Below are 26,055 nucleotides of genomic sequence, written 5' to 3'. Positions count from 1 at the left end.
CATACAAAGGTCGGTCAAATAGCTATGTATTGCAAGTTATGTCCTGTTTTGATGCTTGCGAATTTGCTATATGTCACAATTTTTTATATTTAATGCCAACTTCGTATTATGGCTTGCAAGGTGCGAAAATGCTGAGTTCCGTAACTGTTTATAGTTACAAATGAAATAAGTTTTCGGCAATAACCAGAATAAAAGTCCTTTAAGTCTGTTTCATTCCAGTTCATTTTCCGTAGAAACAATACGTATTAAATTGTTGCTTATTTGCATTGAAAAATAGTTTCCTTATTTTCATATTCATTACAAAACGCCATTTCATTTTATGAGCTGGCGCGGAGATCGTGTTGGCGAAATCCCTGACACTTGTCGGGATAAACCGGGCGTGGAGTTGGCTGAAAAGTGTGCGATTTCGCCGCTGGCGGCTAACGTTATAGTGGCGAAGATCACACTTTTCGCTCATCCCTGCGACTCCTCCCCGGCTAATCCAGGACAGGAGGAGGAAGTCGCGCAATCAGCCCGGCACACTAGCGCTAATGTTTATGTAAAAAGGATTCTAATTCGCTATGTCACAGCCTACTTTTAATCACGATTCATTCCAGGCTGCCCTGACGCGTCAGTGGCAGCGCTTTGGCCTACAGGCCGCTTCCGAAATGACGTCTCACCAGTGGTGGCAGGCTGTGAGCGGCGCACTGGCGGAGCAGCTTTCTGCACAGCCGGTCGCAAAGCCGGAAAAGAACCAGCGCCACGTGAACTACATTTCCATGGAGTTCCTGATTGGCCGTCTGACCGGCAACAACTTGCTCAACCTTGGCTGGTACGAAGGGGTTAGCGAGGCGCTGAAAGGCTATAACATCAATCTGACTGACCTGCTGGAAGAAGAGACCGACCCGGCGTTAGGTAACGGTGGTCTGGGGCGTCTGGCGGCATGCTTCCTTGATTCCATGGCGACCGTTGGTCAGTCGGCTACTGGCTACGGTCTTAACTACCAGTACGGCCTGTTCCGTCAGTCCTTCAACGACGGCCATCAGATGGAAGCGCCGGATGACTGGAAGCGCGGTAGCTATCCGTGGTTCCGTCACAATGCCGCGCTGGACGTGCAGGTCGGCATTGGCGGGAAAGTGGTGAAAGGAGAATGGCAGCCAGCATTTACCATTACCGGTGAAGCCTGGGATCTGCCGGTGCTGGGCTATCGTAACGGCGTAGCGCAACCGCTGCGTTTGTGGCAAGCGACCCACGCGCATCCATTTAACCTGACTAAATTCAACGATGGCGATTTCCTGCGCGCAGAGCAGCAGGGCATCGATGCTGAAAAACTGACCAAAGTTCTCTACCCGAACGATAACCATACCGCGGGTAAAAAGCTGCGTCTGATGCAGCAGTACTTCCAGTGCGCCTGTTCGGTTGCGGATATTCTGCGCCGCCACCATCTGGCAGGGCGTAAGCTGCACGAACTGGCCGATTTTGAGGTCATTCAGCTCAACGATACCCACCCAACTATCGCGATTCCAGAACTGCTGCGCGTGCTGATTGATGAGCATCAGCTGAGCTGGGACGACGCCTGGGCCATCACCAGCAAGACCTTCGCCTACACCAACCATACGTTGATGCCGGAAGCGCTGGAATGCTGGGATGAAAAACTGATTAAAGCGCTGCTGCCGCGCCACATGCAGATTATCAATGAAATCAATGCCCGCTTTAAAAAGCTGGTCGACAAAACCTGGCCGGGTGATGACGCGGTCTGGGCGAAGCTGGCCGTGGTGCATAACAAGCAGGTGCGGATGGCGAATATGTGTGTCGTCAGCGGCTTTGCGGTCAACGGCGTCGCGGCGCTGCACTCGGATTTGGTGGTGAAGGATCTGTTCCCGGAATATCACCAGCTGTGGCCGAACAAGTTCCATAACGTGACCAACGGTATTACCCCACGTCGCTGGATCAAACAGTGCAACCCTGCGCTGGCGGCGTTGCTCGATAAATCGCTGAAGAAAGAGTGGGCCAACGACCTCGATCAGCTGATCCATCTGGAAAAATATGCTGACGATGCCAAATTCCGCCAGCAATACCGCGAAATCAAATTGGCGAACAAGCAGCGTCTGGTGAAATTTATCAAAGCGCGTACCGGTATCGAGATCACCACTAACGCCATTTTTGATATTCAGATCAAACGCCTGCACGAATACAAACGTCAGCACCTGAACCTGCTGCATATTCTGGCGCTGTATAAAGAAATTCGTGAGAACCCGCAGGCTGACCGCGTACCGCGCGTGTTCCTGTTTGGCGCGAAAGCGGCTCCGGGCTATTACCTGGCGAAAAACATCATTCTGGCGATCAACAAAGTTGCCGAAGCGGTGAACAACGATCCGAAAGTAGGCGATAAGCTGAAGGTGGTGTTCCTGCCGGATTACTGCGTGTCAGCGGCGGAGATGCTGATCCCGGCGGCAGATGTGTCCGAGCAGATTTCCACCGCGGGCAAAGAGGCCTCCGGTACCGGCAACATGAAGCTGGCGCTGAACGGCGCGCTGACCGTTGGTACGCTGGATGGTGCGAACGTGGAAATCGCCGAGCAGGTGGGTGATGAAAATATCTTTATCTTCGGTCATACCGTTGAGCAGGTGAAAGCACTGAAGGCGAAAGGCTACGATCCGCTGAAATGGCGTAAAGCCGATAAGCAGTTGGATGCGGTGTTGAAAGAACTGGAAAGTGGAAAATATAGCGACGGCGACAAACACGCGTTTGACCAGATGCTGCACAGCATCGGTAAGCAGGGCGGCGATCCGTATCTGGTCATGGCTGACTTTGCCGCCTATGTGGAAGCGCAGAAGCAGGTTGATGTGCTGTACCGTGACCAGGAAGCCTGGACGCGTGCCGCTATCCTGAATACCGCGCGCTGCGGCATGTTCAGCTCCGATCGCTCTATCCGCGATTATCAAAAACGTATCTGGCAGGCAAAACGCTAAGGACAGGCAATGGAAAGCAAACGCCTCGATAATGCCGCGCTGGCGGCGGGGATTAGCCCAAACTACATCAATGCCCATGGCAAACCGCAGTCTATCGGCGCTGACACCAAACGGCGTTTGCTTGACGCGATGCACCGCGACGCCGTTGCCGTGGCAACGCCGGTGCCGAATGTGATGGTCTGGACATACGGCAAGAAAATGGCGCTGCCGGTGGAGGGCTCGGGGGAATTTAACTGGATCCTCACCACTGAAGAGGGCAAACAGTACCAGGGGCAGGTCGCTGGGGGGAAAAACCTCAGCTTACCGACCCGTTTGTCGGAAGGGTATCACTCACTGACGCTGACGCAGAGCGATGAACGCTGGCACTGCCGGGTGATTGTCGCGCCCGAGCGCTGCTATGAGCCGAAGCCGCTCAAAGAGGCGAAAAAGCTGTGGGGAGCCTGCGTGCAGCTTTATACGCTGCGTTCGGAGAAGAACTGGGGGATTGGCGATTTTGGTGACCTGAAGGCGATGCTGCCGGAAGTGGCCAAACGCGGCGGCGCGTTTATTGGTCTCAATCCGATCCACGCGCTCTACCCGGCGAATCCTGAAAGCGCCAGCCCGTACAGCCCTTCATCGCGCCGCTGGATGAACGTTATCTACATCGACGTCAACGCGGTAGAAGACTTTGCTAAAAGTGATGAAGCACAGGCGTGGTGGAAGCTGCCGGCAACGCAGAAGAAGCTGAAAGCAGCGCGTGAAGTGGCGCAGGTGGACTACACGGCGGTTACTGAGCTGAAAATGACCGCGCTGCGCATGGCGTGGAAGAGTTTTGCTAAACGTAATGATGAGCAGATAGCGGCCTTCCGCTATTTTGTCGACAAAGAAGGCGAGAGTCTGTACTGGCAGGCCGCATTCGATGCGCTGCACGCGTATCAGGTGAAAGAGGATCCGATGCGTTGGGGCTGGCCGGTATGGCCGGAAGCCTATCGCACCACCGACAGCCCGGAAGTACACGCATTTTGCAAAAAACACGCGGACGAGGTGGATTTTTACCTGTGGCTGCAATGGCTGGCATACACCCAATTTGCCGACTGCTGGCAGACCAGCCAGCGCGATGAGATGCCGATTGGCCTCTACCGCGATCTGGCGGTGGGCGTAGCCGAAGGCGGTGCGGAAACCTGGTGTGACCGCGAGCTGTATTGTCTGAAGGCATCCGTTGGGGCGCCGCCGGATATCCTCGGGCCGCTGGGGCAAAACTGGGGGCTGCCGCCGATGGATCCACATATCATCGCGGCCCGTGCCTATGAGCCATTTATCGAACTGCTGCGCGCTAACATGAAGAACTGCGGCGCGCTGCGTATCGACCACGTTATGTCGGTGCTGCGCCTGTGGTGGATCCCGTACGGTGAAACCGCCGATCATGGTGCCTACGTGCAGTATCCGGTGGATGCGCTGCTGTCGATTCTGGCGCTGGAAAGTAAGCGTCATCACTGCATGGTGATTGGCGAGGACTTAGGAACCGTACCGGTTGAGATAGTCAGTAAGCTGCGTAAGAGCGGCGTTTACTCGTACAAAGTGCTCTATTTTGAGAATGACCACGAGAAGACCTTCCGCTCACCAAAAGCATATCCGGAGCAGTCGATGGCCGTGGCCACCACCCATGATCTGCCAACGCTGCGTGGCTATTGGGAAAGCGGTGACCTGACGCTGGGTAATGAACTGGGTCTGTATCCTGATGCCGATGTTCTGTGTGGGCTGTATCAGGATCGCGAGTTGGCTAAGCAAGGGCTGCTCGATGCATTGCACAAGTACGGTACGCTGCCGAAACGCGCCGGTCACAAAGCATCGTTGATGTCGATGACCGCCACGTTAAGCCGCGGTATGCAACGCTACATTGCTGACAGCAACAGTGCGCTGTTAGGGCTTCAGCCGGAGGATTGGCTGCAAATGTCCTCGCCGGTGAATATCCCGGGAACCAGCACCGAATACCCGAACTGGCGGCGTAAACTGTCGACCTCACTGGAGGCGATGTTTGCCGATGATGACGTGAATAAGCTGATTAAAGATTTAGACAAGCGCCGGAAATCGGCGAGTAAGAAGAAGTAAAAACTAAAACGCCGGGGCAAGCCCCGGCGTTTTTTTATCGTTCATGCGTGGTGTTAAACCACCATCCCCAGCAGCAGACAACCGACCAGACCGCAAACCGAGATAATGGTTTCCAGCATCGACCAGGACTTGATGGTCTCGCCGATAGTCAGGTTGAAGTACTCTTTGAACAGCCAGAAGCCTGGATCGTTCACGTGAGAGAAGATAACGGAACCGGAACCTACCGCGATAACCATCAGTTCTGGGCTAACGCCGGTGGTGGCAATCAGTGGTGCCGCGATGCCGCCTGCGGTAATGGCTGCTACGGTCGCTGAACCCAGCGCAATACGCAGAACGGCAGCAATGGACCATGCCATAAACAGCGGAGAGACGTTGGATTCGTGCATGATAGAGGCAATGTATTTATCCACGCCGCTGTCGACCAGAACCTGTTTGAACGCACCGCCACCGCCGATGATCAGCAGCATCATGGCGATAATTTTGATGGAGGAGATCAGCGTGTCGTTGATTTCGTCCATAGAACGGCCGCGGTTCAGGCCGAAGGTGAAGATAGCAATCAGCACGGCAATCAGCGTCGCCATCACTGGGTCACCGAAGAACTCGGCGGCAGGCAGCAGGGCGTGACCTTTCGGCAGTACCATTTCAGCGACGGCACGCAGTGCCATCAGAATAACCGGAACCAGAGAAGTCCAGACGCTGACGCCGAAGGATGGCATTTCTGCATCGGTGAAGGTTTTCGGGTTGTGCAGACCTTCCGGAATTGGCTTGTCGATACCTTTCAGGCAACGCGCATAAACCGGGCCCGCCAGAATGACGGTTGGAATCGCCAGCAGAGTACCGTACAGCAGCGTTTTACCCATATCCGCGTGGAAGATGGTTGCGATAGCGGTTGGACCTGGGTGCGGAGGCAGGAAGCCGTGGGTCACGGACAGCGCCGCAGCCATTGGCACACCGACGTACAGCAGAGGAATACGCGCGGAGGCAGCGATGGTGAACACCAGCGGCAGCAGCAGCACGAAGCCGACTTCATAGAACAGCGCAAAGCCTACGGTGAAGCCGGTCAGTACAACGGCCCACTGGATGTGCTTGCGACCAAATTTGTCGATAAGGGTGGTAGCGATACGCTGTGCACCACCGCAGTCGGCCAGCATTTTACCGAGCATGGCGCCGAAGCCCATAATCAGCGCCAGACCACCGAGGGTACCGCCTACGCCATTTTTAATGGAGACGATCACTTTGTCCAGGGGCATGCCCTGCATCAATCCGACGGCGAGGGCCACCAGAACCAGTGCAATGAATCCGTTCATTTTGAAGCGGATCATCAACAGTAATAAGAGGATAACCCCGATTGCTACGATGATTAATGGCATAATTTTTCCAGCCTTTAATTTGTTATGGGTAACGTCATTGTTGCTACGACAACTTCCAATTGTCCCTACAGAGGGAATAGGTACTGACTACTTCACGCCGCCGTAATGTTGTATGACTCAGACAGAGAATAGCTGGCTATTATTTAACACGATGGCGTATGGCGGGATGATACGGGTAACATGGCGTGTTTGAGAATATGCCAGACGGTGGAAATGTGAAATATGAGACTCCAGTCAAACTATTAGCTGGATTTTTGCAGCGTTGCTGATAACAAAATGAGAGAAATGTTGCGCGGTAACATGGGAAACGAGGCGAGATCTTTCAAGGCGCAGACCGCAAGGAGGGGATGAATGCCAACCCGGGGTCAGCGTAACGCGTTACCCGGGTTGTGGGGGACATCACTCGTCTACTTAGTAGTAAGAGTGTTCGCCGCGCTGGTGTTCGGTGAGATCGCGTACGCCTTTGAGCTCAGGGAACTCGACCAGCAACTGCTTCTCAATACCTTCCTTCAGGGTCACATCCACCATGGAACAGCCGTTACAGCCGCCGCCAAACTGCAGGATAGCCAGACCGTCTTCGGTGATTTCCATCAGCGTAACGCGTCCGCCGTGGCCTGCCAGCTGTGGGTTAATCTGTGATTGCAGCATGTATTCAACGCGTTCCATCAGCGGGGCGTCATCGGACACTTTACGCATTTTGGCGTTCGGTGCCTTCAGCGTCAGCTGAGAACCCAACTGATCGGTAACGAAATCGATCTCCGCATCTTCCAGATACGGAGCGCTCAGTTCATCGACATAGGCGGTGAGCTGTTCAAATTTCAGTGCTGTATCACTTGCTTCCACCGCATCCGGCGGGCAATAAGAAACGCCGCATTCTGCGTTAGGCGTACCAGGGTTGATCACGAATACACGGATCTGGGTCCCTTCTTCCTGATTTTGCAGAAGTTTGGCAAAGTGCGCTTGCGCAGTATCGGAAATACGGATCATAGCTTTGACCTAATAGTTGACTACTTTAGTTGGTTATAATACGCCCATCGTTGGGGGTCTACAAGGTGCGACACAGACACCATACCTGAACGCTCGCCGCGCCATTTCGCAAAAGCAGGCGGGAAATCTCGGCCACGGTGCTGCCGGTCGTGACAACATCATCCACAATAACCATATGGCGACCCTGCAGCGGTAATTCAAGCTGAAAGGCATTTTTCAGGTTCTGTCGACGCCGCCTGGCACTGAGCTGATGTTGAGTAGCGGTGGGGCGAATTCGGCAAATCGTGCGCGAATGATATTCGCAGGGTAGCCATGCGGTGAGCGCTTTGCAGAGAAGATCGCTTTGATTAAAGCCGCGCCGCCAGTGGCGTCGTTGCCAAAGCGGCACGCTGATAAGCTGCTCGGGTGGCGGTAGCCCACTTTGCTGACGGACGGCCAACAGCAGCAGGCGCGCTAACGCAGATGCAAGCTCGGCTTTACCGCTGAACTTGAAGCGATGAACCATCTGGCTGAGCGGTGGGAGATAGTCATTCACCGCCACTAACCGCTGCCACGGCGGTGGTTTTTGTAGGCAACGACCGCAGGGAGCATCCGCGCTGGCTGAAGGTAAACCACACTGTGGGCAACCGCACATCTTGCTAAATAACGTTTTGCTGCAACGAGAACAAACGCCCCACGCCGGGAGCGCCAGCGGCATTTGGCATAGCCAGCACAAGCCATGGACTGTTAGCATAATCCCCCCTTGAAGCGAAGAAATGAGAACAATAGCTGATGAACGACATCTGGTGGCAAACCACGGGCGAAGGAAATTGTCATCTTGTGCTGCTGCACGGATGGGGGCTGAATGCACAGGTCTGGGATGGCATTACGCCGGAATTAGGCGCGCACTTTACGTTGCATTTGGTCGATCTGCCGGGATATGGGCGGAGCGTAGGTTTTGGTGCTTTATCGCTGGAAGAGATGGCGCAAAAGGTCCTGGAGAAAGCGCCCAAACAGGCCGTTTGGCTTGGCTGGAGCCTGGGCGGACTGGTCGCAAGCCAGATAGCGTTACGCTACCCTGAACGCGTACAGGCGCTGGTGACCGTCGCATCATCCCCCTATTTTGCCGCGCATGACGAGTGGCCGGGGATCAAACCTGAAGTCCTGAGCGGCTTCCAGCAACAGCTTAGCGATGATTTCCAACGTACCGTGGAGCGTTTTCTGGCGCTACAAACCATGGGAACGGAAAGCGCACGTCAGGATGCCAGAGCGCTGAAGCAAACGGTGCTGTCGCTGCCAATGCCGTCATCTGAGGTGCTTAACGGTGGGCTGGAGATTTTGAAAACCGCCGATTTGCGCCAGCCGCTGACGGAGCTCAACATGCCATTTCTGCGCATGTATGGCCGCTTAGATGGGCTGGTTCCGCGTAAAATTGTCCCGCTTCTGGATACGCTATGGCCGGCGAGTGAATCGGTGGTGTTTGATAAAGCAGCCCACGCGCCGTTTATCTCTCATCCGCAGGCATTCTGCGAACCGCTGGTCGCTTTGAAAAAGCAGTTAACGAATTAATTCCGGCAGGACGTGGTAAAAAAGATATTCATAGCAATACTTAAGCTGTTGCGGCAGGTGATTATTTCATCCGAACGCCGCGGCGCAAAAACAACCCTTATGGAGAGTAGAGGCTATGAAACTTATTACAGGCATTGTTGCATCTCTGGTGATTGGCTCCCTGTCGTTTGGTGCGTTTGCTGCTAAAGAGATCCAGAAAGAAGATGTTGCCAAGATGAAGTTGACCAAAGTCGGCAACATCACCACCTCGAGAACCACGTCGCCAATGGACGCTAAACGCGATCTGTCGAAAAAAGCGGATGAGATGGGCGGTAAGTACTACGTGATCATTGCGGGCGGGAAAAACGAAAAAACGGTTCACGGTAATGCGGACGTTTATAAGTAGCTTCTAACCTTCTGTTCCCGGCGGCAGATTAACGCCGGGAATAGAGGCTTAACGCAGCGCCCACCACTCACGTAAGCAGGCTTTTCCTTCCGGGCAGCTTTTACAGCTGCCGGAAAGACAGCCATCAGGATCCTCGCTAATCTTCACGACTTTCCCCATGGCTTCCAGGCGACTCAGCATGGCATCGACCAGCGCCTGCGGCGTATGCAGCTGAACGCTAAGCTGTGCGGCTTCCATGCGTCCTTGCAGCGCCAACATATCGCGAACTTCGATCAATGATGCCATGATGACTCCTAATGACAATCGCCTGCAGGGCTAGAGCAGCACGATGTTGGCGTTTTGCGGGTTGCCAGCAGCGAAACGTCGACACGACTGCGTGCGCGGCGTAATAAGCCCATCAGCACCACGTTAAACAGAATCACCGCTAGAATGCACACCAGGCTGTAGCGCGGATGCTGGCTGAAGCTGACGGTCTGGTAGTACAGGGTCGAGAGCGAGTAGGCGATGTTCAGGCCCCACAGAATGGAGAAGGTCATCCAGCCGCGGCTCGACTCACGGGCAACCGCACCCATTACCGAGATGCATGGGATATAAAGCAGCACGAAGATCAGGTAGCTGTAGGCTGCTGCTGCGCTGCCAAACTTGGTGCTCATCACGCCCATGGCGCCAGTTTCCATTTCGCCATCGCCCTTACTGGCTTCGATTGGGTTGGCCAGCACGCTCAGGCTAAAGGTGTCTTTCAGGCCCTGCCAGGTCTCGTCTGCCGCTGCCAGCAGTTCATCGCCGAGGTGGAACTCCTGAGGGTTAAACTCTTCGTTCTGAATGTTTTCAGCGGTGTAAAGGGTGTTCAGCGTACCTACGACCACCTCTTTTGCCATCGCCCCGGTAAACAGACCGACGGTGGCCTGCCAGTTATCTTCGTGGACACCGATAGGTTTAAACACCGGCGTAATGGCCCGGCTCACGGACGCCAGCGCGGAGTCGTTGATGTTATCGACAATCTTGCCGCTGAACGAGAAGCTGTTCAGTGCGCTGAGGAAAATACTGACAATCACGATGACTTTACCGGCGCGCAGTACGAAGCCTTTCAGACGCTGCCAGGTCTGGATAACCAGGCTTTTTATGTGTGGGACGTGATAGACAGGCAGCTCCATGACGAACGGTGACGCTTCGCCGCGCATAATGGTGTATTTGAGCATCAGGCCAGTCAGGATGGCGATCGCAATACCCAGTACATACAGCGAGAAGACCACCAGTGCGCCGCCCTGGCCGAAGAAGGCGGCAGCAAAGACGGCAAAAATGGCCAGACGCGCGCCGCAGGACATAAACGGTGCCATCATGATGGTCATCAGACGTTCACGCGGAGCATCGAGCGTACGCGCACCCATGACCGATGGGACGTTGCAGCCGAAGCCAACGATCAGTGGGACGAAGGATTTCCCCGGCAGACCTAACGACTGCATCAAGCGGTCCATGACAAATGCGGCACGCGCCATGTAGCCCGAATCCTCGAGGAACGAGAGGAACAGATACATCATGCCGATTTGTGGGACTAACGGCAGCACGGTATTGATACCGCCGCCGATGCCCTGTGCCAGGAACACGGTGAGCCAGTCAGGGAAGTGCAGCGTGTAGCCGATCCACTGGATGCCGTGGATAAAGATCGCGACCGAACCGCCATCAAAGATCGGCTGCAGTGCGCCGCCGATGTTGATCGCCAGTAAGAACATCAAATACATCACGAACAGGAAGATCGGCAGACCCAGCACGCGGTTAAGGATGATTTTATCCAGCGCGGTGGTGAAGCGGCTAGGTTCGGCGGTTAAGGTGTTGCTGACGGCGTCGCAGATAGCGGCGATGCTTTGATAGCGCGCATCGGCGATATACAGCGCCGGGTCATCCATCTCTTCGCTGAGATTGGCGAGTGAGATATCCAGCTTATGCGCCGCGTCGCCGGCGTAGGCGCGGCTATAAATATCGCCTTCCAGCATTTGCATGCCTAACCACTGGCGCTGACGCTCTGGGATATCCTGCGCCATTTCGCCAGCCAGAACATTGGCTTCGCGCAGCAGCGGTTGCGGGTAGTGCACCAGCTCCAGTGGCGTATTCGTCTGGTGGCGGTCGATAGCCATTTTCAGCGCTTCAATACCGCGGCCGCGGGTGGACACCAGCGGCACAACCGGGCAGCCCAGACGCGCAGCGAGGGCGTCAACATCGATTCGGATTTGTTGCTTTTCAGCAATATCGAGCATGTTCAGCGCGACCACGCAGGGAATACCCAGCTCCAGCAACTGAAGCGTCAGGTAGAGGTTGCGCTCAAGGTTGGAGGCGTCGACGACGTTAATCAGCAGATCGGCATCACCGCTGAGAATATAGTGACAGGCAATTTGCTCATCCAGCGAGGTTTGCGAAGAGATAGTGGTGAGAGAGTAGGTGCCCGGCAGGTCGACCAGCGTAACCTGATGGTCGGTGGTAGCGAATGCCCCTTCTTTACGCTCAACCGTGACCCCAGCCCAGTTGCCCACGCGCTGACGCGCACCGGTTAACTGATTGAATAAGGTCGTTTTACCGGAATTAGGATTGCCAATTAAACCAATGGTTAATTTTTTCATATTTCAGACTCTTAGTACCAGGCTGGAGTTATTGTGCAACGGCTTCTAATTCAATTAGCGCGAGATCTTTTTTACGCAGCACCAGGCTAACGCGGCGAGTTTCAATATGAATAGGATCGCCGAGTGGTGCCACGCGAACTACATTAAATGATGAACCCGGCAGCATCCCCAGAGACAGTAGTTTCTGACGATAAGCGGGGCTAATTTCGCGGGAGAAACCGACAATCTTCCACGCAGTATCAGGTGTAAATTGCATATAACCTACTTGTGTATCAGCTAGCTGAACAGAGGAGATACCGCTGTGCGCTGCGGTAGCGCAGGGATATCGTCGACAGATGAAGAATAAAGATCTACTGGAAATGATGATAATGAGAATGGTTTTTATCATCAATACATAACATGCGATTGAAAGGAATTTCGCCGGGAATTTGCACTTTTTTTGATATGACTCAAGCAACGCATTGTAGCGGTATATGAATTAAATATTATTTACATCACTTAATGTTTAATTAAGGTTTCATTGGTTAATAAAATTAAAACTGCTGAAGCTTAATATTACAAGTAGACAGGAATATAACGACGGCGGGGCGTAGGTGATTATTGTGTTCAGCACCGATGAAGGGGCTGAATGGAGAAAAGGTCTTTTTTGCTCTGTTGGGATATTGCCCGGCGTCGCAGCGCTCGGCCGGGCATTAACCACTATCGATTAGCGTTTTTTACCCATCGCAGCCGCCAGCGCGTCCATCATGGCGCTGTTGCCGGCAGGCTGAGCGTCACGGCCGCGTGGTTTCGCGGCTTTGGCTGCCGGGCGGTTGTTGCCCTGGCTGCGATCGTTGCCCGCGCTACGGCGTGCGTTGGTTTCACCCGGCTGTTCATCCAGGCGCATGGTTAACGCAATACGTTTACGCGGCAGATCGACTTCCATCACCTTCACTTTGACGATATCGCCTGCTTTCACCACGGTGTGCGGATCTTCGACGAACTTATCCGCCAGCGAGGAGATGTGGACCAGACCGTCCTGGTGCACGCCGATATCGACAAAGGCGCCAAAGTTGGTGACGTTGGTCACCGCACCTTCGAGGACCATCCCCGGCAGCAGGTCATTCATGGTTTCCACGCCATCGGCAAACTTCGCGGTTTTAAACTCAGGACGCGGATCGCGGCCCGGTTTTTCCAGCTCTTTGATAATGTCGGTGACGGTTGGCAGGCCAAAGCGCTCATCGGTGAAATCCACCGCTTTGACGTTGCGCAGTTCGCTGCTATTACCCATCAGGTCTTTTAGCGCCTGTTGGGTCGCCGCCAGAATGCGTTCAACGACCGGATACGCTTCCGGGTGAACGGTGGAGGCATCCAGCGGGTTGTCGCCGTGATTGATACGCAGGAAGCCCGCGCACTGTTCGAAGGCTTTTGGTCCGAGGCGGCTCACTTTCAGCAGCTGTTGGCGGTTCTGGAACTGACCGTTCTCATCGCGCCAGGTCACGATATTCTGCGCCATCATCCGCGTTAAACCCGCGACGCGGGTTAGCAGTGGAACGGAAGCGGTATTCAGGTCCACGCCGACGGCGTTTACGCAGTCCTCAACGACCGCATCCAGCTTACGTGCGAGCTGAGTCTGGCTGACGTCATGCTGGTACTGGCCAACCCCAATGGATTTCGGGTCGATTTTCACCAGCTCGGCTAGAGGATCCTGTAAACGACGGGCGATAGAGACCGCGCCGCGCAGGGAGACGTCGAGATCCGGGAATTCCTGTGCTGCCAGTTCGGAGGCGGAGTAGACCGATGCCCCTGCTTCGCTGACGATCACTTTCTGCGCCGTCACTTTCGGGAACTGCTGTTGCACGTCGAGGAAGAAACGTTCGGTTTCGCGCGAAGCGGTACCATTACCGATGGCCACCAGCTCAACGTTATGTTTTTCACACAGCGCCGCAACGGCAACGGCGGCTTTTGCTGCCTGGCCGGTGTGGGGATAGATGGTATCGGTGGCAACCAGCTTACCGGTGCCATCCACGACCGCGACTTTAACGCCAGTGCGCAGACCGGGATCGAGGCCCATGGTCGCGCGCAGGCCAGCTGGCGCGGCCATCAGCAAATCGTGCAGGTTACGGGCGAAGACGTTGATCGCTTCGTCCTCCGCGCGTTCACGCACGGTACCCATCAGCTCGGTTTCAAGGTGCATCAGCACTTTGATACGCCACGTCCAACTGATCACCGCTTTACGCCAATTGTCCGCCGGCGCGTTGTTCAGGCGCAGCCCGAGGTGGTCAATAATAATTTGTTCGCAGTAGCTCTCTTTTGGTGGCTCATCGAACTGTGGATCGGCATTCAAAGAGAGTTGCAGCACGCCTTCATTACGCCCGCGGAACATGGCCAGCGCGCGATGAGAAGGGGTGGTGGAAATGGGTTCGTGGTGATCGAAGTAGTCGCGGAATTTGGCGCCTTCCTCTTCCTTACCGCTGACCACGGTGGCGACCAGATGGGCATTCTTCCACAGATAGTCACGTACCTTCGCCAGCAGCGCGGCATCTTCGGCAAAACGCTCCATCAGAATATAGCGGGCACCATCCAGCGCGGCTTTGCTATCGGCGATGCCTTTATCGGCATCGACAAATTTCGCCGCTTCCGTTTCTGGATCGTGGGATGGATCGGTCCACAGCAGATCCGCCAGCGGTTCCAGACCGGCTTCAATGGCGATCTGCCCGCGCGTACGGCGTTTTTGCTTATAAGGCAGGTAAAGGTCTTCGAGCTCGGTTTTATTCAGCGTGCCGTTGATGGCTTTCGCCAACTCATCGGTCAATTTGCCCTGCTCGGAAATGGATTTCAGGATGGTCTGACGACGGTCTTCCAGCTCACGCAAATACCCCAGTCGGGTTTCCAGATTACGCAGTTGCGTATCATCCAGACCGCCTGTGACTTCCTTACGATAACGTGCGATAAACGGCACGGTGTTCCCTTCATCAAGCAGGCGAACGGCGGATTCCACCTGTTCTGCTCTGGCCTGAAGTTCACCCGCAATAATGCGGCAGAGCGAATCATTCAACATGGCTTGGTTTCACTGTTAGGTCATAAAATCAGGGGACAGTTATACGGATTGACCGGCAAAAATACCAGTCATCAGCGGGGTCTTCGGATTGTTCCTGCTCATTTTACGTATTCGATCTCGTTCACGTACCAGCTGGCTTCACCGGCCGGCGTATTAACCACGGCAAGGTCGCCCACCTCTTTTTTCAGCAGTGCGCGCGCCATCGGTGAGTCAATAGAGATGTAGTCGTTGCGGCCAAAGATTTCATCATAGCCGACAATGCGAAAGCGCTTCGTCACGCCGTCATCGTTTTCAATTTCCACCCACGCGCCGAAGAAAACCTTCCCTTCCTGCTGCGGCGAGTAATCCACAATTTTCAGTTGTTCGAGGCATTTCGTTAAATAACGTACGCGTCGGTCGATCTCTCTTAGCCGCTTTTTATTATATTGGTAGTCGGCATTTTCACTGCGATCGCCAAGGCTTGCGGCCCAGGTCACTTTTTTGGTGACTTCCGGGCGCTCTTCGCGCCAGAGATAATCCATCTCTTTTTTGAGCTTTTCGTACCCTTCACGGGTGATCAACGGTGTTTTCATGTTTAAGTGCTTACCTGTCCGCCGGGTTATCATTGCGCACAATACGTAGTACGCCAGCATACCGACAGAATAAATAATGTGTACTAAGATCCATTGTATACTTAACTCGCTGTTAAATATGCTTTGTAACAATTTAGCCTGGAATATATACCAGATTTAGCTGGTCGTTCGTGCGGGCTTTTTTGAGAATACGTACTGAATAATTGTTGCGAACCTTTGGGAGTAAAAACAATGCAAGAGAATTATAAGATTCTGGTTGTGGATGACGATATGCGCCTGCGCGCGCTGCTTGAACGTTATCTGACCGAGCAGGGTTTCCAGGTTCGAAGCGTCGCTAACGCCGAACAGATGGACAGATTGCTGACTCGCGAATCTTTCCATCTGATGGTGCTCGATTTAATGCTGCCTGGCGAAGACGGCCTGTCTATTTGTCGCCGCCTGCGTAGCCAGAGCAACCCGATGCCGATAATCATGGTAACGGCAAAAGGGGAAGAAGTTGACCGTATCGTTGGGCTGGAAATCGGCGCTGACGATTACATTCCAAAACCGTTCAACCCGCGTGAACTGCTGGCCCGTATCCGTGCGGTGCTGCGTCGTCAGGCGAACGAACTGCCGGGGGCTCCGTCCCAGGAAGAGGCGGTGATCGCCTTTGGGAAGTTTAAGCTGAACCTCGGCACCCGCGAAATGTTCCGTGAAGACGAGCCTATGCCGCTGACTAGCGGTGAATTTGCGGTGCTGAAAGCGCTGGTCAGCCACCCGCGTGAGCCGCTGTCTCGCGATAAGCTGATGAACCTGGCCCGCGGCCGTGAATACTCCGCGATGGAACGCTCTATCGACGTACAGATTTCTCGTCTGCGCCGCATGGTTGAAGAAGATCCCGCTCATCCGCGCTACATTCAGACCGTTTGGGGTCTGGGCTATGTCTTTGTTCCGGACGGTTCTAAAGCATGAGGCGATTGCGCTTCTCGCCACGAAGTTCGTTTGCCCGCACGCTGTTGCTGATTGTCACCCTGCTGTTTGTCAGCCTGGTGACAACTTACCTTGTGGTGCTGAACTTCGCGATTTTGCCAAGCCTGCAGCAGTTTAATAAAGTCTTAGCCTATGAAGTTCGTATGCTGATGACCGATAAACTGCAGTTGGAAGACGGGACGCAGCTTGTCGTGCCGCCGGCATTTCGCCGCGAGATATACCGTGAGCTTGGTATCTCACTCTATTCCGATGAGGCCGCAGAGGGAGCGGGGCTTCGTTGGGCGCAACACTATGAGTTCTTAAGCCAACAGATGGCCCAGCAGCTTGGTGGGCCGACTGAAGTTCGCGTTGAAGTGAACAAAAGCTCTCCGGTGGTCTGGCTGAAAACCTGGCTGTCGCCCAATATCTGGGTGCGGGTACCGCTGACTGAAATCCATCAGGGAGACTTCTCTCCGCTCTTCCGCTATACCCTCGCGATAATGCTGCTGGCGATAGGCGGCGCGTGGCTGTTTATTCGAATTCAGAACCGACCCTTAGTCGATCTGGAGCATGCGGCGCTGCAGGTGGGTAAGGGCATCATTCCGCCGCCGCTGCGTGAGTATGGTGCATCGGAGGTGCGTTCGGTAACCCGGGCCTTTAACCATATGGCCGCGGGGGTGAAGCAGCTTTCTGACGACCGCACGCTGTTGATGGCCGGTGTCAGCCATGACCTGCGCACACCGCTGACGCGCATTCGTCTTGCCACGGAAATGATGGGTGAACAGGACGGTTATCTTGCTGAGTCGATCAACAAAGATATCGAAGAGTGCAACGCCATCATTGAACAGTTCATTGACTATCTGCGAACCGGCCAGGAGATGCCGCTGGAGTTTATCGATCTCAACGCCGTGCTCGGCGAGGTGATTGCGGCAGAAAGTGGCTATGAGCGTGAGATTGAGACGGATCTGCTGGCCGAGGATATCCCGGTTCGCGTGCATCCGCTGTCCATCAAGCGCGCGTTGGCCAATATGGTGGTGAATGCCGCGCGCTACGGTAACGGTTGGATTAAAGTGAGCAGCGGGCGTGAGGCTCACCGCGCCTGGTTCCAGGTTGAAGATAACGGTCCTGGTATCAAGCCCGAGCAGCGCAAACATCTGTTCCAGCCGTTTGTGCGCGGTGATAGCGCGCGAACCATCAGTGGAACAGGCCTGGGGCTGGCGATAGTCCAGCGCATCATCGATAACCATAACGGGCTGCTGGAGCTGGATACGAGCGAACGCGGCGGGTTGTTGATTCGCGCCTGGCTACCGATACCGGCAAGCCGCGTACAGGGGCCAACGAAAGAGAGCTAAAAAAAAACCGCTGGGGATAACCCGGCGGTTTTTTATTGATGCCGACGCAACCTTTTTTAGTTGCCTGCGGGAATGAAACCCCGCCGCTGTTTTGGTAGCCCAGGATCTTCTCGTTTACAGCTTTGGACCTGCGCTGACCAGCGCGGCGCCTGCTGGTGTATCGGTGTACTTCTCAAAGTTTTCCGTAAACAGCTTCGCCAGCTTCTCCGCTTTTTCCTGCCACTGCTCCGGCGACCCGTAGGTGCTACGCGGATCGAGGATATGGCTATCAACCCCCGGCAGCTCGGTTGGGATCTGCAGGTTAAACATTGGCAGCGTGAAGGTTTCTGCATTGTCCAGGGAACCGTCGAGAATCGCGTCGATGATGGCGCGGGTGTTTTTAATCGAAATACGTTTTCCGGTGCCGTTCCAGCCGGTATTAACCAGATACGCCTGCGCGCCGGCGGCCTGCATGCGTTTTACCAGCACTTCCGCATACTGGGTTGGGTGCAGCGACAGGAATGCGGCGCCAAAACAGGCGGAGAAGGTTGGCGTTGGTTCGGTCACACCGCGCTCAGTCCCCGCCAGTTTAGCGGTAAAGCCAGACAGGAAGTGGTACTGCGTCTGGTCGGCGGTGAGGCGCGAGACCGGAGGCAGAACCCCAAAGGCATCTGCCGTCAGGAAGATCACCTTGGTGGCATGGCCCGCTTTCGACACCGGCTTGACGATATTGTCGATGTGGTAAATCGGGTATGAAACACGGGTATTTTCGGTTTTGGAACCGTCGTCAAAATCAATCGTGCCATCTTCACGCACCACCACGTTTTCCAGCAGCGCATCGCGGCGGATGGCGTGGTAGATATCAGGCTCTGCGGCTTCAGACAGTTTGATGGTCTTGGCGTAGCAACCGCCTTCGAAGTTAAACACGCCGTCATCATCCCAGCCGTGCTCATCATCGCCAATCAGGCGACGTTTCGGGTCGGTAGAAAGCGTGGTTTTTCCGGTACCGGACAGACCAAAGAACACCGCCACATCGCCTTTCTCGCCAACGTTGGCCGAGCAGTGCATGGAGGCAATCCCCTGCAGCGGCAGCAGGTAGTTCATGATAGAGAACATCCCTTTTTTCATCTCGCCGCCGTACCAGGTCCCGCCGATAAGCTGGATACGCTCTGTCAGGTTAAACGCGACAAAGTTCTCAGAGTTCAGACCCTGTTCTTTCCACTGTGGGTTAGTGCATTTCGCGCCGTTCATCACGATAAAGTCAGGCTTGAAGGTTTTCAGCTCTTCATCGGTTGGGCGAATAAACATGTTCTTGACGAAGTGTGCCTGCCAGGCCACTTCGGTGATAAAACGCACGGACAGACGGGTGTCTTCGTTGGCGCCGCAGAAGGCATCAATGATAAACAGACGCTTGCCGGACAGCTGCTGAGAGACCAGGCCTTTAAGATGTTGCCAGATTTCAGGTGACAGAGGTTTATTGTCATTTTTCCCGTTACCCTTATCAGACCACCACACCGTGTCGCGGGTTGTATCATCGCGAACAATATATTTGTCTTTCGGGGAGCGGCCGGTAAAGATCCCGGTGTCGACAGAGATTGCGCCCAGGTTCGTCAGTACACCACGTTCATAACCTTCCAGGTTAGGATCGAGCTCTTCTTGATACAATGTATCGTAGTCGGGGTTGTAGACGATATCCTGTGCGTCATTGATACCATAAGCCTTGAGGTCCTGCGGGGTTATACCGTTGCGCATTTCACTGCTCCTTAGCCAATATGTACTGCTATAAATTCTATGGGTATTTTAGGGGTGTTGACCGCGACCAGGCTCATAGATTTACGTATCCCGACAAACGTCTTACTTACGAAAACATTGTGACTCCTGTCACGAAGCGACTGGGATTATGACAGGAAAACACGCGTATTTGGCACGAATGTTCTTAAATGGTTACAAAATGGTTTAATTGACGACATAAATGTGAAATTAATCGCATTTATGAAAGAAAATTACGTAATGCTTTCATGGAAAAAATCGATTCACCTCGCTGAGTGAAATGTATTTTTTTTGGCGCCATTGGAGTACCAAAATGGCCTTATTGTCTCTTTCAGGAACCGGATTATTGATATGGATGCTGCGACTCCTCTTTCACCGTCAACTCGCTGGGGGATGGTGCTAACAGGCGTAGTACAAGGTCTCTTGTGCTATCTGCTAACGGTATACCTGATCCCGAAACAAAGCGGTTGGATGTATTACGGTCTGCCGGGAAGCCTGGCATTATCCTCTGTGCTGCTGTTTACCGTGGTCTCTTTCCGCCAGCGTGCGCTGTGGGGCTGGCTGGCGCTGATCCTGGTTGTGGTTCTCGGCATGGGCGGGTGGCTGAAGAGCAATTTGGGCGACGAGGATATATGGCGACAGTATGGCGTCATGTGGAACTACGGGTGGTGTCTGCTGCTGATGGCGCTGCTGGCGCTGCCGTGGCTGCAATATCACCTACAGCCTGAACCGACGGTGCCGCGCTATGCGCATTTTTATAACCAGCAGTGGCAAAATACGCTGACCTTATTGCTAATCGCCGTCGCCAACGGGCTGGTATGGCTGGTTTTACTGCTGTGGAGTGGGCTGTTCGAGCTGGCAAATATCACCTTCTTTTCGCAGCTGTTCTTCGAAACCGAATGGTTTGTCTATCTGGTCGTGGGGCTGGTTACCGCACTTACGGTGGTTCTGGCGCGTCAGAACACGCGGCTTATCACCGCCATCCACAAACTGTTGGCACTGATTGCCACCGGCTTGTTGCCGCTGGTATCACTGTTGGCGCTGCTGTTTCTGCTCACGCTGCCGTTCAGTGGGCTGGCGGTGATTTCCCAACGCGTTTCGGCCGCAGGCCTGCTTTCGGCGCTCGCGCTTATTCAACTGCTGTTGACGGCGATGGTCTGGGAGCCGCAGAAAGCGCAGCTTCCCTATCCACAGGCGCTGCGCTACCTCATTCAGGCGGCAATACTACTGACACCGGTCTATGCATTGATTGCGGGTTGGGCGCTGTGGTTACGCATTGGGCAATACGGCTGGACTACAGATCGCCTGTACGGTGCGCTGGTCGTGGTGGTTTTACTGGTCTGGTCGTTAGGCTATTTATTGAGTTTATTACGCAATCGCCACGATCCTTCGGCATTGATGGGTAAGGTTAATTTGGCGGTGTCGCTGCTTGGTTTGGTGCTGCTGGTGTTGCTCTACACCCCGGTGCTCGATAGCTGGCGGATTAGCGTGAATAGCCATATGTCACGCTACCATAGCGGTAAAATCAATGCCGATGAAGTCAGTCTCTATATGCTGTCACACAGCGGTAAACCGGGCCATCAAGCGCTGCTTGAACTGCAAAAAGATCCTGAGTTTATCCGTGACGCCAAGCGTCAGCGTCAGCTAAGCCGGCTGTTAAACGGCGATCGCAGCCCAACTGAAATACTCACGGCCTCGATACTCGCGAAAAACGTGCTGGTGGCGAAGGGGAGTGGGACGCCGGATGAAGCCTTATGGAAGGCGGTAATAGAGCGGCGGTATCTGGTTGAGTCGTGCAGCGATACGGATAGCTGCGTGCTGGTGAGCCAGGATCTTAATGGCGATGGTCAGGATGAGTGGGTGCTGTACGCCTTTGGCGATCGCATGGTGCTGGTCTTTGGCCATGAAGAGAAAGGCTGGGAGTTTAAAGCTAACGCGACGTTACCGGCGAACGTGAACAAAGCAATGCTGCTGGATGCGGTCAGCGCGGGTAAAGTTGGCGCGAAGCCAAAAGCCTGGCGGGACATCACTCTGGGGGATGAGACGGTGCCGCTGGATTATCGACGCTAGTGCGTCATGAAAATGAAAAAGGCGCCAGGGGCGCCTTTTTTATGTCGGTTTCTAACCCGTCATCCCGCGAATTAGTGGACCTGCGGATCGGCTGGAGAGGCGTTGTGGCGGATCTCGGCAATGTTCATGGCGTTGAATACGTAGTGGCTACCGCAGTAATCGCAGTGCATATCGATCTCGCCTTCTTCTTCCAGGATGCTGTTAATTTCTTCATCCGGCAGCGTTCTCAGCGCATCGGCGCAGCGTTCGCGGGAGCAGGTGCATTTGAACTCAACGTCCTGCGGATCGTACAGCGTGACTTCTTCTTCGTGGTAAAGACGCCACAGCACATCGTTTGCCGGCAGCGTGAATAGCTCTTCGGCTTTGATGGTGTCAGTCAGTGCCGCCAGATGCTCGAAATCTTCCGGCTGCGCGTTCTGCGCTGGCATCACCTGCAGCAACATGCCGCCCGCAGCCGGTTTGCCCTCAGATTCACCGGTACGGATGATCAGACGCGTTGGCAGCTGTTCGGAACGCTGGAAGTAGTCTTCCAGGCACGCGGCAATCGTATCGCCTTCCAGACCGACCACGCCCTGATAACGCTCGCCTTCCGCTGGAGAAATGGTGATCACCAGGTAGCCGTTGCCGACCAGCGTTTTCAGATCGGCATCCGCCGGAACATCACCCTGCACGCGCGCAACACCGCGCAACTGCTGGTGGTTGTTGCCGTTAATGACCGCCAGCGTCATTGGGCCATCGCCCTGCAGCTGAACGGTAATATCGCCTTCAAACTTCAGCGTTGCGGTCAGCAGGCTGGTGGCAACCAGCAGCTCAGACAGCACGTTTTTGACCGGCTGCGGATAGTTGTGGCCTGCCAGGATCTGTTCGAGCGTCTCGGATACGGTGACCAGTTCGCCACGCACGGCATAGTTTTCAAACAGATAGCGATGTAATTGATCGTGTTGAGTCATAATTTTCTCTCTTGGGGTGGCAGTTATTCACTGTCGCCGTATTTAAATCTCATCAGGTCGCGCCGCTCTTTTTTATCCGGCCGTCTGTCCGGATGCGGCATCGTCAGCGCATTGAGCTTGCGCGCCAGCGCGACTTTTTCACGCTTTTCGATACTTTCCGCCGTCTCTTCATACAGCGCCACGGCTTCTGTCGCCGGACGCCGTTGTTCCGTGATGGCTTTAATCACCACGGTGCGTTCATCATTGCCTTGACGAAGCGTGAGCTGCGCGTTGAGTTCGACCACTTTGCTGGGCTTGCTGCGCTGCCCGTTATAGTGAACTTTACCGCCTTCAATCATCTCTCGTGCCAGGGCGCGGGTTTTATAAAAACGCGCGGCCCACAGCCACTTATCCAGCCTGACGCCTTCGATGGACTTCTCTTTCACGGTCACTCCTTCACGTTAAGTGAGGGGATCAAACGACGGTAATCGTTAAGCGCGGGATGACGCAGGTACTGCTTTTCCGCCAGACCCGAGTCGGGATTGGTGACGCCGAGGCAATAGCGGATCCCAAAGTGGGCGGCAGCATCCAGAATCGGCTCGCTATCGTCGATAAACAACGTACGTCCAGCTTCCAGACCCGTGTGTTCCGTGACTGCCTGCCATAACCGCTGATCCTCTTTCGGATAACCAAATGTATGGGTAGAAAGTAATAAATCAAGGTGTGCGTCCAGCCCGGTATGCTTGAGCTTCACCGCCAGGTTATGCGGGTGAGCGTTGGTCAGCAGGATACGCCGCTTGCCGCTAGCCTTGAGCGCATCAAGGAACGGAACGGTATCCTCGCGCAGCGCAGCGCGTGGACCTTGCTGGCTGGTCATAGCACAAATATCCAAACCCAACCGTTCGCTCCAGTAATCCAGGCAGTACCAGTTTAGCGTATGTTGCACCGCATGGTATTCCTGGCGGATAGCGTCTTGCGCCGCCTGAGGGCTGATACCCAGCTTTGCGCCGTAGGTTTCCGGTACCAGCTTCTGCCAGAAATAGTTATCGAACGCGAGGTCAAGCAGGGTGCCATCCATGTCCAGAAGAACGGTATCCACCTCTTGCCAGGCGATATCAAAATGCATGGTGAGTCTCCAGACGGAAGAAATGCGCGACAGATTAGCACAACCTGTCGCGCGGTGTGATGGGGCTTAGTTCGTCGGGAAATCCGACTTAAAGCTATCCGGCGCTGGGATCAGAACGGGATTGATGCAGCTTTCGTAGTATTTTTGAATATCGGCCAGGCGTTCCCGATGGCGCTGGTAGTGGCGTAGCGCCTGCACGCCGTTGTAAATGGCACACACAATCATCGCCAGCATCAGCAGCGTGGTTTCGATATAGTGCCACAGCCCGGTGCTGTCCGGCATTCGATGCAGGTTAATGTGCTGGGTGCCGTTGGCATCGGTAAAGACGTTGGTAACAATCCCTTCCGCACGGAATGGGGTATGCATCAGCATCCCGGCTAGCCGCTGGAATTCATCCCACTGTTCCCGCGCCGGATAGTCATACAGGCTGGTGGTGGGATAGGGTTGACTGACTAAATCGCTGCCTTCATCGCTGGAGATCAGGAATCCTCCGGGGGCTGGGCTATTCAATGACTGCGCCGCACGGGCGGTTTCGCGCAGGATGAATGGGGCTGTAGAGGTATCGACCAGGTTATCCAGTGATTCGGCACTGACCGGACGCAGCAGGACGTTGACGCCATCGAGTTTGCCCGAGTTGGCGCGCTTGACCAGCGCATCCCAGTCGCGGGTATTACCGAGATTCACCAGCGCATTCTTCAGGCGTACGCAGTCGTCAGCGGCGGCACACAGATCTTTCGTTTTCAATACGATATCGGCGAAATCGTCCAGCAGCACCATCCCCGATTTTTGGATAGCGGAGCGCAGCGCCGGGCTGACGCGAGAGTCATCATCCGGCGTCGGATGCAGCTGTCGGCTGACGGCCTGAACCAGGGCGGTGGCTTTATTGACGGTCTCTGATTCCGGTAACGGCAGGCGTGGCGCATCGTTCCAGATTATCTGTGAGCAGTCAAAAGGCAGAAACGGCGAATTTTCCTGCGCCGTCCAGGTGCCCGGCGAGTGGATATTACACATTCCGGTACCGCGAATATGCAACGTATCACCGACGCGAATGCCCGCCTTCGCTAACTGGCGGACGTCGCTGGCCTCAATGGTCTGCGCACCCTTAAGCCACGAGAGCGTAAATTTGAACGGCATGTTCAACGGCACGCTGACCCACAGCATGATGACAACCAGCAGCGCGCCGCAGGCGATAACCATGCTGCGCAACCAGTGCTGAAGCGGGAAATTTTTGACTTCATCGTGCAGGGAGAGAAAACGGCCCTGGCGCACAACGTGGCGATCAAGATAGATATCAATATCGGTTTTCTGCCCTAAATCCTGGGCGACGAAGGCCTGCCAGTGACGTGGGTAGATGAGATCGATGATGCCGAGAGAAATATTGTTAATCTGTTCTTGATCGTTTTCGCCAAACAGTCCCCAGCGTTTCGGCGTGCCGCGTAAACAGTGGATCTCACGTAATGATGATTTCGTGGGTGGCGCAAATAGCCCCCACAGTCCACCGCACAGCAGAAGCACTGCGCCGCATAAAATCCATGGGCTGAATACCGCAGGCGAAATCAAACTACAGTAAAAGAGCAGAAACGCGACCACGATCAGCAGCGCTTCCCGCAGTCCGTCCGGGCGACTGAGTGCGTGCTCTTCGTGTGTCTCCTGACGAATGTTCAGCAGTTCAATTTGTTCACTTTCTTCGCCACGGATGGAAGCCTGAGTCGAAGACGAAGACTCGATGACGAACTGCTTGTTTCCCTGGGAATACGCTTTTAGCGAGTGGCCATTGAGGGCGATAACCAGCGGCATATCGTCGGTGACGATAAGTTCGATGCTGTTTTCGTCCGTAATATGCTGTTCCCAGAACGGCGGGAGATGGACCTCCACAGAATCGAGGAAGTAGCGCCACTTATTGGGGTCATCGGTGGTGATGCCGTAGCGCGTAATCGCCCTGGTTAGCTGGAAAACGGTATGGCTTTGGGCGCTAAGCGCCAGCGCAGCAGGCGCAATGGTTGCGCCAGAAGCCGGAACCTGTCTTTCACGGTTAAGATCGCCCAGATAGTTTTCAACGCCCTGGCGCTCTTCATCGGTCAGCTTACGCGTCGTCGCCCCGGGGAATAAGTGCAGCCACGGGAGTTGCAGACGTTTAGTCCTTTTACGAAACAGCCAACCGACCAGCACGGCGCAGATCAGTATCGCTACGGTAAAGATCATCAATGTGCCCATGCTTTTCCCATCATACTTATATTAGAGGTCTCTTTAGTTGCCTGCTTTAGTTGCCTGCTTTTGTATAAACCATTGGCACGTATTGCAAAAGTCATCAATTGAGGGCCCGTAGGC

At 54.6% G+C, this 26,055-nt stretch carries 20 protein-coding genes; 7 read left to right on the top strand and 13 right to left on the bottom strand.

The window, feature by feature from the left end:
• Positions 1 to 560: 560 nt before the first annotated feature.
• Positions 561 to 2,951: a maltodextrin phosphorylase gene (malP, locus tag KCR01S_RS09960; RefSeq protein WP_061282569.1), complete on the top strand. Its 2,391-nt coding sequence runs from the start codon at positions 561 to 563 to the stop codon at positions 2,949 to 2,951.
• 9 nt (positions 2,952 to 2,960) lie between these two features.
• Positions 2,961 to 5,039 (top strand): 4-alpha-glucanotransferase, encoded by a 2,079-nt coding sequence (gene malQ / locus KCR01S_RS09955; protein ID WP_061282568.1) that lies wholly within the window; start codon positions 2,961 to 2,963, stop codon positions 5,037 to 5,039.
• Between the two features lie 53 nt (positions 5,040 to 5,092).
• Here malQ and gntT read toward each other — a convergent pair whose 3' ends face one another.
• The 3 genes from gntT to gntX all read right to left on the bottom strand — a co-directional run bounded on the left by gntT (position 5,093) and on the right by gntX (position 8,129).
• Positions 5,093 to 6,409, bottom strand: coding sequence for a gluconate transporter (gntT, locus tag KCR01S_RS09950; RefSeq protein WP_052282841.1), 1,317 nt, complete (start codon positions 6,407 to 6,409; stop codon positions 5,093 to 5,095).
• A gap of 411 nt (positions 6,410 to 6,820) precedes the next feature.
• Complete coding sequence (gene nfuA, locus KCR01S_RS09945; RefSeq protein WP_052282840.1) at positions 6,821 to 7,396, bottom strand: Fe-S biogenesis protein NfuA; 576 nt, start codon at positions 7,394 to 7,396, stop codon at positions 6,821 to 6,823.
• Positions 7,397 to 7,454: 58 nt separating this feature from the next.
• A complete protein-coding gene (gene gntX, locus KCR01S_RS09940) occupies positions 7,455 to 8,129 on the bottom strand; it encodes a DNA utilization protein GntX (RefSeq protein ID WP_072277132.1) in 675 nt (224 codons plus the stop codon).
• A 38-nt stretch (positions 8,130 to 8,167) separates the two neighbouring features.
• Between gntX and bioH the strand changes: the two genes are divergently transcribed.
• A complete protein-coding gene (gene bioH / locus KCR01S_RS09935; protein WP_061282566.1) occupies positions 8,168 to 8,944 on the top strand; it encodes a pimeloyl-ACP methyl ester esterase BioH in 777 nt (258 codons plus the stop codon).
• A 115-nt stretch (positions 8,945 to 9,059) separates the two neighbouring features.
• A complete protein-coding gene (locus tag KCR01S_RS09930) occupies positions 9,060 to 9,329 on the top strand; it encodes a YdgH/BhsA/McbA-like domain containing protein (protein WP_061282565.1) in 270 nt (89 codons plus the stop codon).
• 48 nt (positions 9,330 to 9,377) lie between these two features.
• On the opposite strand, the gene feoC is transcribed toward KCR01S_RS09930, so the two are convergent.
• From feoC to greB, 5 genes are all read right to left on the bottom strand, one after another.
• Positions 9,378 to 9,614 carry a [Fe-S]-dependent transcriptional repressor FeoC gene (feoC, locus tag KCR01S_RS09925; protein ID WP_061282564.1) on the bottom strand — a complete coding sequence of 79 codons (237 nt, stop codon included), beginning with the start codon at positions 9,612 to 9,614 and terminating at the stop codon, positions 9,378 to 9,380.
• 8 nt (positions 9,615 to 9,622) lie between these two features.
• Positions 9,623 to 11,941 carry a Fe(2+) transporter permease subunit FeoB gene (gene feoB / locus KCR01S_RS09920; RefSeq protein WP_061282563.1) on the bottom strand — a complete coding sequence of 773 codons (2,319 nt, stop codon included), beginning with the start codon at positions 11,939 to 11,941 and terminating at the stop codon, positions 9,623 to 9,625.
• Between the two features lie 28 nt (positions 11,942 to 11,969).
• Positions 11,970 to 12,197, bottom strand: a complete 228-nt coding sequence (gene feoA, locus KCR01S_RS09915; protein WP_052282977.1) for a ferrous iron transporter A — start codon at positions 12,195 to 12,197, stop codon at positions 11,970 to 11,972.
• Between the two features lie 450 nt (positions 12,198 to 12,647).
• Positions 12,648 to 14,981: a Tex family protein gene (locus KCR01S_RS09910; RefSeq protein ID WP_061282562.1), complete on the bottom strand. Its 2,334-nt coding sequence runs from the start codon at positions 14,979 to 14,981 to the stop codon at positions 12,648 to 12,650.
• 98 nt (positions 14,982 to 15,079) lie between these two features.
• Positions 15,080 to 15,553, bottom strand: a complete 474-nt coding sequence (greB, locus tag KCR01S_RS09905) for a transcription elongation factor GreB (RefSeq protein WP_061282561.1) — start codon at positions 15,551 to 15,553, stop codon at positions 15,080 to 15,082.
• Between the two features lie 231 nt (positions 15,554 to 15,784).
• Here greB and ompR point away from each other — a divergent pair, with 231 nt between their 5' ends.
• Together ompR and envZ are read left to right on the top strand one after the other, a co-directional pair.
• Positions 15,785 to 16,504: an osmolarity response regulator transcription factor OmpR gene (gene ompR / locus KCR01S_RS09900; RefSeq protein ID WP_001157751.1), complete on the top strand. Its 720-nt coding sequence runs from the start codon at positions 15,785 to 15,787 to the stop codon at positions 16,502 to 16,504.
• Positions 16,501 to 17,853, top strand: coding sequence for a two-component system sensor histidine kinase EnvZ (envZ, locus tag KCR01S_RS09895; protein ID WP_061282560.1), 1,353 nt, complete (start codon positions 16,501 to 16,503; stop codon positions 17,851 to 17,853). The genes ompR and envZ overlap by 4 nt, the downstream gene beginning before the upstream one ends.
• A 114-nt stretch (positions 17,854 to 17,967) precedes the next feature.
• Here envZ and pckA read toward each other — a convergent pair whose 3' ends face one another.
• Positions 17,968 to 19,584 carry a phosphoenolpyruvate carboxykinase (ATP) gene (pckA, locus tag KCR01S_RS09890; protein ID WP_061282558.1) on the bottom strand — a complete coding sequence of 539 codons (1,617 nt, stop codon included), beginning with the start codon at positions 19,582 to 19,584 and terminating at the stop codon, positions 17,968 to 17,970.
• 369 nt (positions 19,585 to 19,953) lie between these two features.
• On the opposite strand from pckA, the gene KCR01S_RS09885 reads away from it, so the two are divergent.
• Positions 19,954 to 21,672, top strand: a complete 1,719-nt coding sequence (locus KCR01S_RS09885) for a DUF4153 domain-containing protein (protein WP_061282556.1) — start codon at positions 19,954 to 19,956, stop codon at positions 21,670 to 21,672.
• A 71-nt stretch (positions 21,673 to 21,743) separates the two neighbouring features.
• On the opposite strand, the gene hslO is transcribed toward KCR01S_RS09885, so the two are convergent.
• From hslO to KCR01S_RS09865, 4 genes are all read right to left on the bottom strand, one after another.
• Positions 21,744 to 22,622 (bottom strand): Hsp33 family molecular chaperone HslO, encoded by an 879-nt coding sequence (hslO, locus tag KCR01S_RS09880; protein WP_061282553.1) that lies wholly within the window; start codon positions 22,620 to 22,622, stop codon positions 21,744 to 21,746.
• Between the two features lie 23 nt (positions 22,623 to 22,645).
• Complete coding sequence (gene hslR, locus KCR01S_RS09875; protein ID WP_061282551.1) at positions 22,646 to 23,047, bottom strand: ribosome-associated heat shock protein Hsp15; 402 nt, start codon at positions 23,045 to 23,047, stop codon at positions 22,646 to 22,648.
• 2 nt (positions 23,048 to 23,049) lie between these two features.
• Positions 23,050 to 23,727, bottom strand: a complete 678-nt coding sequence (gene yrfG, locus KCR01S_RS09870; protein ID WP_061282549.1) for a GMP/IMP nucleotidase — start codon at positions 23,725 to 23,727, stop codon at positions 23,050 to 23,052.
• Positions 23,728 to 23,793: 66 nt separating this feature from the next.
• Complete coding sequence (locus tag KCR01S_RS09865; protein ID WP_061282547.1) at positions 23,794 to 25,941, bottom strand: intracellular growth attenuator family protein; 2,148 nt, start codon at positions 25,939 to 25,941, stop codon at positions 23,794 to 23,796.
• Positions 25,942 to 26,055 lie beyond the last annotated feature (114 nt).

Source organism: Kluyvera cryocrescens NBRC 102467, assembly GCF_001571285.1.
GTDB classification, from domain to species: Bacteria; Pseudomonadota; Gammaproteobacteria; order Enterobacterales; family Enterobacteriaceae; genus Kluyvera; species Kluyvera cryocrescens.
This window is presented reverse-complemented; position numbering and strand designations above follow the sequence as displayed.